Annotated in this window: 5 protein-coding genes; all 5 read left to right on the top strand. The window is 32.9% G+C overall.

All coding sequences use genetic code 11. The features are described 5' to 3' along the window. The first annotated feature begins 236 nt into the window (after window positions 1-236). The 5 genes from FS875_RS10960 (at window position 237) to FS875_RS03340 (ending at window position 6,521) form a co-directional block, all read left to right on the top strand. Window positions 237-458 (top strand): 2OG-Fe dioxygenase family protein, encoded by a 222-nt coding sequence (locus tag FS875_RS10960; RefSeq protein ID WP_144753037.1) that lies wholly within the window; start codon window positions 237-239, stop codon window positions 456-458. A gap of 542 nt (window positions 459-1,000) precedes the next feature. Further along, window positions 1,001-1,609 (top strand): fumarylacetoacetate hydrolase family protein, encoded by a 609-nt coding sequence (locus FS875_RS03355; RefSeq protein WP_144753034.1) that lies wholly within the window; start codon window positions 1,001-1,003, stop codon window positions 1,607-1,609. Further along, window positions 1,606-2,238 carry a LysE family translocator gene (locus FS875_RS03350; RefSeq protein WP_139413425.1) on the top strand — a complete coding sequence of 211 codons (633 nt, stop codon included), beginning with the start codon at window positions 1,606-1,608 and terminating at the stop codon, window positions 2,236-2,238. The genes FS875_RS03355 and FS875_RS03350 overlap by 4 nt, the downstream gene beginning before the upstream one ends. A gap of 731 nt (window positions 2,239-2,969) precedes the next feature. Further along, a complete protein-coding gene (locus tag FS875_RS03345) occupies window positions 2,970-4,370 on the top strand; it encodes an amino acid permease (RefSeq protein WP_144753030.1) in 1,401 nt (466 codons plus the stop codon). Window positions 4,371-5,129: 759 nt separating this feature from the next. Further along, complete coding sequence (locus tag FS875_RS03340; protein ID WP_144753027.1) at window positions 5,130-6,521, top strand: amino acid permease; 1,392 nt, start codon at window positions 5,130-5,132, stop codon at window positions 6,519-6,521. Window positions 6,522-6,594: the final 73 nt, after the last annotated feature.

Here is a 6,594-nt window from a genome sequence, read left to right as displayed (position 1 = left end):
TTTGTAAAGAGCTCTAAAAGAGAAAATGATACAAAATCATTTGTAAATGATTATTAATATTAAAAATGATAATTTTATACAACATATTGATATATAATAGTTATTTATTATTTCTTTATTAAAACACCCTGTCATCTTCATATCAAGAAAGCTTTTTAAACATTAAATTACCATCACTGATGCGTTCACTTAATTCATGAAGACGGCTTTGAGCAACACTCTATTTTCTGTAAAATTTGAGATTTTTTTTTATATTTCTTAAGGAGCTATTCCTTATCTTTTTTCCGATAATTGGCAAAGTTATTGTATATGTAGCTGAAAAAGAAATACAAGGAAATCACATACTTGAAGAGATTTATAAAGATGATCATACATTTGTAAGTATGCACATGATTGACAGATATAATATTGAAAGGAGCACATCATATATCTATGATGAAAATCGCTATAACCGATAGAATAACGAAAATAAGTGAGTTAAAAAACTAGCTAATTTGGGTACTCAATTTTATTTCTTCAACTCTTTAAATGAATACAACTTTCCTGATGAAGATCTTGCAAAATCACGCAATTTCAAACTTTTAAGAGATATTGAATGCGCATCTAGAATGATCTGATGTGGTATTACTACACCACCTTCTTACCACCCAAACATATGGGAATAATTAATTCAGAATTCCTTAAAAAGATGAAGAAAAATGCCATTTAGTGAACACAGCAAGAGAAAAAATTCTCAGCAATTTTGATATCTTAGAAAAGCATCCAAGCGAAAATCCAGAGCTCCCTACGCATTCCTTGATGTTTCCCCGTAAGGACCGCCCAATAGCGCCCCTCTTATTAAAGCTTAGAGAGACAATACTGACATTGTTTATCATCAAAATTGGTCATTAATCCACATAATACATATTTTTTACAAAGCTTACAGACAGATATAAGGAAAAATATTGTTTCCTTAGTGATATCTTTTCTATATAAAAAGAAAAAAACTTGGGGGTTTTCTATGATTAATAATATTTACTGCGTTGGACGCAATTATGTGGAACATGCCCATGAACTAGGTAATGTTATAGAAGATGAACCCGTTATATTTAGCAAACCGAATAGCTCTCTCATCTTAGGAAATCAAATTGATCTCCCTAATTTTTCCAAAGAAATACATTTCGAAACTGAAATTGTACTCAGAATCTCAAAGGATACCTTTATGGTCAATGAGAGAGAAGCTGAAGAATGTTATGATGCTGTAGCAATAGGTCTTGATCTAACCGCTAGAGATTTGCAAACGAAACTAAAAGAAAAAAAGCTTCCTTGGCTTTTATCTAAAGGCTTTAAAGGAGCTGCATACGTCTCTGACTTCATAAAAAAAGAAAAAATGAATGCCCCAATAGCCTTTACAATGAAGTTGAATGGTGAAACGAGGCAAGTTGGCAATACGAAAAATATGATCTTTAGCTTTGAAAAAATAATATCATTTTTAAGTCACTACACTCAGCTAAGAGATGGTGATATCATATATACAGGCACTCCACAAGGCGTAGGAAAACTTTCCTCATTTGATGAAATAGAACTATATCTCGAAGATCAATTAATTTCAGAGCTAAAAGTAAAATGAATCATCAAATACTGACCTTTTTCATCGTTTCATTTTTTTTAGTCATCTCACCAGGGCCAAATATGGCCCTTATCATTGATAATGCAGCGAGATTGGGGAAAAAGAATGCATTTGCTAATGTTTTAGGATTGTGTACAGCAACATACGCGCATGGTGCATTTTCCATACTAGGTGTATCAGCAATTGTTCTCAATAACAAAACGCTCTTTTTTTTGGTAAAGCTCATGGGGAGCTGCTATTTATTATATATGGGCATTAAATCGATTAAATCTGGAATTAACACCTTAAACTCAAAAGAAATAATACAAAAAAATGAAAAGAATACTGAAGCTAAAGTGAAGTTTTTAACCAGCTACGTAGATGGTTTTATGACACAAATACTCAATCCTAAAGTATCTATGTTCTATATAGCGGCCTTTCCTAAATTTTTGGCGTCTGGCGGCGGTCATAAAAAAGGTTTTGAACTTGTAACGATACATTCCTTTAATATCTTTGCATGGTTTACTTTAATGACCATTTTTATATCATTTGCTCGCACCACTTTAAAAAAGAAAAAAATAAAAGGATGCATTAATATAGCGACAGGAACAGTTTTGTCTCTATTTTCTTTTTTCATTTTCTTTGGATAACACTTCCTCTTTGATAAGAGATCGCAAAGCTAATTCCGTGATTCTGTCTATCGTTATGAATATTTTAACCTCTAACAGAGTTTATACAATCGCCTATTCTTTCTTATTTTCTTTGTAAAAATGAATGACGCTGCATTTGTCTCTCATAATCTAAAGAACTCATATATAAACAATATGAATTTTTTTACAATATTTTATCAATATCTAAATGAAACTCTTAATTCATCACTTTAAAAGAAAAGAGCTCCTTTTTACCTATGATTGCATCATAAAAATAAAAAAATAATTTTAGAAAGCATTTATATTTTCTATCGTTAAAGACTTTTCCTTAAATTAAAATGACAATTCTCTAACGCTCCTTGAGGAAAAACCAAAGCGCTCTCTATTATGAATCATAACAATATACTGATTACAAAAGATAGATTTTATAAGATCGTAAAAATTCCTAATAAGTTTTTGAAATAATTTTAAAGGAGTACTCTTTATCGAGTCCTTTTTATGAGCCATTTATTTGTTATTAAAACAATAAAAAGCGCCCTCTTCAAATACCTGTTATGTTATTTCGAGAGAAAAACATTCTCTTTTTTCAAAACCATATTCTTTTCTTTATCCACACAAAATCATAAAAAATGTTTTTTTTCTTTACACCTCATTTATATCATGCTTCGATACGAAATATACCTTTTTAGTGTCATTTAATCTCAAAATAATTCAAAGGGAACCCCCAAAAAATGAACCGTAAACAAAATTTAAAAGATGATCCTCAAAAGAAACTACAACGTGGCCTTGATAACCGTCACGTACAACTTATAGCCCTTGGTGGGGCTATTGGAACGGGACTCTTCATGGGATCAGGAAAAACAATTAGTGTAGCAGGCCCTTCTATCATACTTGTTTATGCTATTATTGGATGTGCCCTATACTTTGTCATGCGTGCGATGGGAGAATTATTGCTTTCTAATCCACAATATCGGTCTCTTATTGATTTTTCAACCGATATGCTAGGACCGGGAATCGCTTTTTTTGTTGGCTGGAACTATTGGTTAAGCTGGGTTGTAACTGGAGCGGCAGATATTATTGCTATCATTAACTATATGCATTTCTGGTGGCCAACACTTAATCCATGGATTGTTGTTTTTGCGTGCATTGGTTTCTTTTTAGTCCTTAACCTCCTTGCCGTAAAGTTTTTCGGTGAACTTGAATTCTGGTTTGGTCTTATTAAAGTTGTAGCAATTTTAGCATTAGTTATTGTTGGATTTTATATGATCGCTACAGGCTTTACCTCTCCAAATGGTACGGTTGCTTCTCTCAGTCACGTATGGAATGGCGGAGATATATTCCCCCGAGGAATTACAGGTTTTTTTGCTGGATTTCAAATTGCCATTTTTTCTTTTGTTGGGATAGAAATTGCTGGAACAACAGCAGCTGAAGTCAAAGAACCTAAAAAAGTTCTCCCTAAAGCAATTAATGCAATACCTGTGCGTATTGTACTTTTTTACATCCTTTCTCTTGCTGTGATTATGTCCGTTACACCTTGGAATCAAATTGTTCCAGAAAAAAGCCCCTTTGTCTCGATGTTTTGGCTTGCAGGCATTCCAATAGCTGCGGGTTTAGTCAATTTTGTTGTTCTCACCTCGGCTGCCTCTTCAGCCAATAGTGGTATTTTTTCGACGAGCCGCATGATATACGGGCTTGCAACACAAAAAGGTGCCCCTCCAATTTTGGGCAAGCTTTCTAAATACCGTGTTCCAGCCAATGCCCTCTTCTTTTCTTGCTTATGTATTTTAGTAGGATATACAATTGCATCATCATCTCCAAGCATCATAAGTGCTTTTACAATTGTGACCTGCATTTCAGCCATTGCATTTTTATTCGTATGGTCTGTCATTTTGATTAGCTATATTGTGTATCGTCGCAATCACCCTCATTTACATGCTGAGTCCGTCTACAAAATGCCAGGTGGTGTCATCATGTGTGGGATTGTGTTAGTATTTTTTGCTTTCATGCTCTATTTGTTGACATTAGAACATGATACCTTCACAGCTTTAAAGTACAGTATCTTCTGGTTTATTTTCTTAGGCATAATGTATTTTATGTTTATAAGAAAAAAATTGCCCCAAAAAAATAAATAAAATCTATACAAAACGTCTCAAAAAAGGGTAACTAAGGTTACTCTTTTTTTTTTACTAAATCTTCTTTGACACCTTAAAAGCGGATTTTTCCTAGCACCGGTTTGTAAACAATCTGACCTGTTAAAGGAAATGCTGCTGATCGCTTATATGGTTCACCTACATAAAGCTCTATGGGTAACCTCTCCCCTAAGTACTGACCACATAAAATACCTAATATATAAAATTTTCTATGCTTTATCACTGCTCTAAACAAGGGGGCAGGACATAATAGGATAAGGCACGAGCTATTCTATAAAGAATTTTCTATAAACTTCACCTACATTATTTATTAAAACATATTTAGATTTTACCTAAAATCCCTGAAATTTTTTATATAAAAATACTTTTTAAATAAACTATAGATTCTTATTTTTTCAATACTATTTTATTATATTATTATATATTAATTATAGTTATTATGAATATAAAATTAAAATATAAAAATTATAAATAGTAACAAGTAAATCATTATTATTTATATAATATAATTTTAATATAAATATGTATAAATAACAATAAATTAAAATTTTATACTAAAGTTTATATGACATAAATTCTATATAAAATAATTATTTCATTAAATTATAAATTTTTTCTTTATTTAAATAAAATAATAGAAAAAAATTCCTTTACTAATCAGCCATATCGTGTTCCGATAGAAGAGATTGACTTTATTAGGATAATTTTTATTTTAAAATAACTAAAGGGAACTTCCCAAAAATGAACAAACAGAATTTAGAAAAAAAAACTAAGAAGAAGTTGCAACGTGGACTCCATAATCGCCACATACAACTTATAGCTCTTGGTGGAGCGATTGGAACAGGTCTCTTTATGGGATCAGGAAAAACAATCAGTGTAGCAGGTCCCTCAATCCTCCTCGTTTATGCGATTATTGGTTGTGCCCTATACTTTGTCATGCGTGCGATGGGAGAATTATTGCTTTCTAATACGCAATATCGATCTTTTATTGACTTCTCGACCGATCTTCTGGGGCCATGTGCCGGATTCTTTATCGGCTGGACATACTGGTTGTGTTGGATTGTCACTGGAACTGCTGAAATTATTGCTATTGTCAGTTATGCACACTTTTGGTGGCCTGAACTCAATCCATGGCTTCCTGTTATCATTGGCCTTATGTCCTTTTTAATCCTTAACCTCGTCGCCGTCAAACTCTTTGGAGAACTTGAATTTTGGTTTGGCTTTATCAAAATTATAGCAATTTTAGTTTTAATTGTTGTGGGATTTTATATGATCTTCACCGGTTTTATCTCTCCAAACGGTACGATTGCTTCCCTTAGCAATATATGGAATGGAGGAAATCTTTTCCCACGAGGAATTACTGGTTTTTTTGCTGGATTTCAAATTGCTATTTTTGCTTTTGTTGGCATTGAGCTGGCAGGAACAGCTGCTGCTGAAGTAAAAGAGCCTCAAAAAGCCCTACCACAAGCTGTCAATTCAATACCAGTCCGCATTGTATTCTTTTATCTTTTCTCTCTTCTCGTGATTATGTCTGTGACGCCTTGGGATCAAATCAGTCCAGAGAAAAGCCCTTTTGTAACAATGTATGCACTTATTGGTATTCCAACTGCAGCTGGTTTAATGAACTTTGTTGCCCTTACAGCAGCCGCTTCTTCCGCAAATAGTGGAATTTTTTCTACCAGCCGTATGGTATATGGGCTAGCAACACAAAAAGGAGCACCTAAATTTTTAGGGAAACTTTCTCGTAATCACGTTCCAGCCAACGCATTATTCTTTTCATGTTTATGCATCTTATTAGGTTATGCAGTTATAACGTTATCTCAAACCCTCATAGCTGCTTTTACAATTGTTACGACAATTGCCGCAACGTTATTTATATTTGTGTGGTCTATCATTTTAATTAGCTATATTGTCTATCGTCGCAATCGTCCTCTCCAGCACACTGTCTCTCCTTATAAAATGCCTGGAGGTATTGTTATGTGTTGGGCGCTTCTCGTTTTCTTTGCATTCATTATTTATTTATTGTCATTAGAGCCAGATACTGCCATAGCTTTAAAATACATTCCAGTATGGTTTATATTTTTAGGCATTGTATATTTTCTTTTTGGAAGAAAGAATTATGCAAAAACTTAAAAAATAAAGCTCTTTAAACAATAAAGATTTTGTTACAAGAAAACCTATAAAAAAGGGTAACTCAAGTTACCCT

This window comes from Bartonella saheliensis (genome assembly GCF_902162175.1).
This window is presented reverse-complemented; position numbering and strand designations above follow the sequence as displayed.

What these genes read in the sequence shown, in the direction of transcription:
- FS875_RS03345 (WP_144753030.1), top strand. Translation starts at nt 2,970, where the DNA reads ATGAACCGTAAACAAAATTTAAAAGATGATCCTCAAAAGAAACTACAA.
- FS875_RS03350 (WP_139413425.1), top strand. Translation starts at nt 1,606, where the DNA reads ATGAATCATCAAATACTGACCTTTTTCATCGTTTCATTTTTTTTAGTC.
- FS875_RS03355 (WP_144753034.1), top strand. Translation starts at nt 1,001, where the DNA reads ATGATTAATAATATTTACTGCGTTGGACGCAATTATGTGGAACATGCC.
- FS875_RS03340 (WP_144753027.1), top strand. Translation starts at nt 5,130, where the DNA reads ATGAACAAACAGAATTTAGAAAAAAAAACTAAGAAGAAGTTGCAACGT.